The organism is Paracoccus versutus (assembly GCF_000763885.1).
Lineage (GTDB): Bacteria > Pseudomonadota > Alphaproteobacteria > Rhodobacterales > Rhodobacteraceae > Paracoccus > Paracoccus versutus.
Genome location: NZ_JRKO01000124.1, coordinates 1 through 3,816, shown reverse-complemented (window position 1 = coordinate 3,816; position 3,816 = coordinate 1). Strand labels below are relative to the sequence as shown.

Here is a 3,816-nt window from a genome sequence, read left to right as displayed (position 1 = left end):
TCGGACAGGGTGAAAGGGCGTTCCTTGTCGCCGAAAAAGGCGTTAATGCCGATCATGCCCGCGCGCCTTCATGAAAGGCAGCCAGCTTCGCCGATAGCGCCACGCGATCACCGCGCGGAATAGTGAAGCTGACGGGGCGCAGTTTCGCGCACGGGCCGAGGATCGCGCGAACGGTGGTCTCTTGCCACGGCTGTAGGGGCGCGATCATGCGTCACCCTTGACAGGCAGGCCCATCATGGCGCGCAGTTCGTCGGCGGTCAGGATGCCAGCATTGACCAATGCCAGGGCGATTTCTAGCGCCGCCAGCATTTCCAGCGGGCTTTGCGAGGTATCATTCATCAGGGTTTTCCTCTTGGGGTTTCGGTGCCGGTGCGGTCGTGCCGCCCGAGGTGGTAAATGGATTAGCAAGCTCGTCGCCGCCGGGCAGCGGCGGCTTATTCAGCGCAGCCCGGACCTCGTTCGGGGTCATGGCACGCATGGCGACGAATTGGCTAAACGCGGTGGCTTGAACAGCGAAGTCCAGCGCCATCAGGTCTTTGGTTTCAGCCTCGATATACAAGTCTTTGCGATCCTCGGGCGAAAGCAGGACGCGCGCATAAGCCGATTGCCAGCGTTTCAACCAAGGGCGCAAGGTCAGGGTCAGGAATTGCTGGCCCATTTGCTCGGTATTGGACCAGGTGCCGCGCGAAAGTTCAAAAAGCATGGTCGGCGGGATACGGAACGCGCGGGCGATTTCGCGGATTTGCTCGATGCGGTTATTATAGAACTCCGCATCCGTGTTGCTGGTGGCAACAGGATAATATTTCATGCCATTGCCAAAAATGGCCGGGCGTCCAGATTCTTCGCCGGTATGGCCCTCCATAAACGCCCGGATAGTATTGACCGCCTCATCCTTTCCGATATTCTGGTCAGTCGAAAGATAGCCACCAGGACGCCCAGAACGGCTATACCAATTCGCAAGGTGCTGTTCTGCCGCCAGCGCAAGGCCAATAGCTTCCTTGGCATGGGTGATCGGGGAAACGCCGTCCAAGGTGCTGATGTGCAGCACATCGGTATAGGATAGCAGCGTATCGCCGCCACCTTTCAGCCGGATGCGATAGGACGGTTCGCCGTAATTGTCAGTTTCGACCGATACCGCGCCGGGGTCGATCCGGTGCAGTTCGAGGGGCTGGCCTGCGCCATTGCGCACCACCTGGGCAAAACCAGAGCCGGTTAGCAGCGCATCGCGGGTCAGGTGCTCGCGCAGTTCCTCGGTGCTGGTCCATGGGTTCGCCTCGCCGTGGATCAATTCATAGGCCGGATGATCCTTCTGCGGCTCGCGGGTGTCGCGGTCGTGCAGCTTGAACGGCAGATTGCCGCAGGCTTCCGAGATAAGCCCGACAGCAGCAGCAACGGCAGGAACGCGCAGGGCGGTGGAGCTGGTGACGGTAACGCCAGACCGAGCAGGCAGGCCACCGAATAGGCCGAACGCCTCGGGGCTGGTCAGGGTGAAGGCTTTTTGTTCGGTGGCGCCTTGCCCGAACAACCGGGCAAGGCGCTGGGTGATACTCATTAACAGGCACTCGCAAAACTTCCTGCGTTTCAATGTAACGCAATGGTTAGTTATTACAAGTGCTCATGTTGTTATGAATTTTATTCAAGATGAAAGATGCGATAGATCAAGCTCGGGATAGGCAATCGCCTGCACAAGTTCCACGCGCTGTTGCAGCATCCCTTGCGGCATGATGCCATAACGCCCGGTCATGGTGGCCTCGGTGTGACCGAGGATGAAGCCGAATTGATTGTCGAGATAGCCCGCTCGCCGTAGGGCATCAGCGGCACCGTGGCGGAAGCTGTAAAGAGACAGCCCCCTGCCCTGCTTCAAGCCGATCCGCGTGAGATACCGGCCAAACTCGCGCGAAACATCGGCCATCATCTGCCCGCGCTCATTCCGCACCGCATCAGGGAACAGAGCCGCTCCGCCCTGCTTCACGCGCTTTTCGTGATACCGGATGAAGCCGAGTCGGATTAGCTCGGGGTGAACCGGGACAACGCGCATGGAACCTTCGGTCTTTACCGATTTCCCTTCGCCTGTTGCTTCCCCTTCGGTCGTGATGTGCATGATCCAGTGTCCATGCTCTTGTCGAACATCGGAAACAGCAAGCTGGCCTATCTCGCCGGGACGGGCACCCGAGAACAGCATGATCAGCGGCACCCAATACCGATGGTCGCGGATCAGGACATTGCCCGGCTTGGCAACGTTGCGCCATTCCTCGGCGCTCTGGCATCCCGCGAACCAAGGCGAGTTGAACAGCATGGTTAGCTGTTCCGCCCTGAACGGCAGCGTTGTAGATTTCTTTTCCTTCCGCAACATCAAGCCATCAACCGGGTTCTGATCGAGGTATCCGTTATCGACAGCCCATGTCAGGAATGCCGACAGGCTGGACAGATAGCGGTTAACCGTCCGGTCAGCGATAACCGGCTTGCCGATTCGCTCATTCGCCTTGATCACCTGTTGAATGTTCATACCTGCGAAGGCTTTTGTCTCGGTCGCTTTAACCGGGTATTTCACTAGAAGCTGTTTCCAGTCGCGGACCTCGGCTTTACTGATCTTGGCAATGGGGAAACTCGCGCCCACCAGATCAACAAAGGTGCCAATATCGCGGCGGCATTGGTCCATGCGATCCTTTGCCACGCCGCTCGGGTTCTCGCGGGCGAAAATCTCGAAAATCTCCATGATGGATTCGCCGGGCTTTGCAGCCTCGCGGCGCGGGCCGGTGGCAGGCTTCACCAGCGGATCGGCAGGATGGCCGGTGTAGTCGCCCCTATCGCGCTCTAGGGTGCGCTGTAGCGCCTCGATCTCGGCGCGCATCATGTGCCGGGCAAGGCTGATCCAGTCAGGTGTTCCGCGATCCACCAGCAGCTTGTGGCGGAGTAGATAGTCGTCAACATCAGCTGCGATCAGCGACGTTTCGCCTTTGGTCAGGTGCTTCCGCAGATCGGCCAACTTCGCTTGCCTCATGTCGGACGCGACATCGGCGGCTTCCTGCTTTGACTTAAGGTCAAGCGTAGCGTCCAAGATCACCAAGGGGTCGGTGCTGGCGATCTCGCCGCGCCCCACCCGGTCCATAAGCTTTGCCTTTTCAGCCTCGATCTCGGCGCTCTCGGGTAGCCGGGTGCGAGCTTCATCATCACGGGCAAGCGCCTCTGTATAATGATCCCATGTCGCGTTTTCCATATCGGACGGGACCAGGGCGCGGCGGGCGCGCATGTCTTCAAATTGGCGGTTCCACTCGCTGATGATCGGCCACAAGCGACGCTTAGCTTCAACCTCATCGCTGGTTCCCAATGCGCGGACAAGCTCACGTTTGCCCACCACGTCCACTAGATCAAGAGGCACTCGGATGCGCGCGGAATAGGACGCGCCACGTCTTAACAGGTGACTAACTCGGGCCATTTTCTGCACCACATGGAACGGTTGTGTGTTACAGTCATGTGTTACAGATTCAGCGTGAATCGTCAAGGAAAGTCAGTTACTTGTTCGATTTCAGTGCGCTAGAAAAAATTGGATTAATGTCCTACCGTCCCAGCCAAATCATCACAGTGATTGTTGACAGACCAAGAGAGTTCGCGGACCAGGATTTCTTCTAGCGCGATCATCAGCCTAACGGGTCGCAAGGTCGCTGAACGCAGTCACCGACCGGTGAGGCTGACCTGCCCCCCGGAAGTTCCCTCGCCGTGATGTAGCGTCTGCCCAATCTGAAGGAGCAGACGAGATGAGGAAGAGCCGTTTTACCGATGAAGAGGGGACCGTGGCCCCAGTGGGGCCGCGTAAGC

The 3,816-nt window shown here is 58.5% G+C and carries 4 protein-coding genes; all 4 read right to left on the bottom strand.

All coding sequences use genetic code 11. The features are described 5' to 3' along the window. Positions 1-52: 52 nt before the first annotated feature. Entirely contained in the window at positions 53-208 is a 156-nt protein-coding gene (locus IT40_RS29080) for a hypothetical protein (RefSeq protein WP_157034117.1), read from the bottom strand. Then, entirely contained in the window at positions 205-339 is a 135-nt protein-coding gene (locus tag IT40_RS30610) for a hypothetical protein (protein WP_275600424.1), read from the bottom strand. Before IT40_RS30610 ends, IT40_RS29080 begins: the two co-directional genes overlap by 4 nt. Then, positions 332-1,552 (bottom strand): phage portal protein, encoded by a 1,221-nt coding sequence (locus IT40_RS25970; RefSeq protein WP_157034116.1) that lies wholly within the window; start codon positions 1,550-1,552, stop codon positions 332-334. Before IT40_RS25970 ends, IT40_RS30610 begins: the two co-directional genes overlap by 8 nt. Positions 1,553-1,636: 84 nt before the next feature. Beyond that, positions 1,637-3,436 (bottom strand): site-specific integrase, encoded by a 1,800-nt coding sequence (locus IT40_RS25965; protein ID WP_036761343.1) that lies wholly within the window; start codon positions 3,434-3,436, stop codon positions 1,637-1,639. Positions 3,437-3,816: the final 380 nt, after the last annotated feature.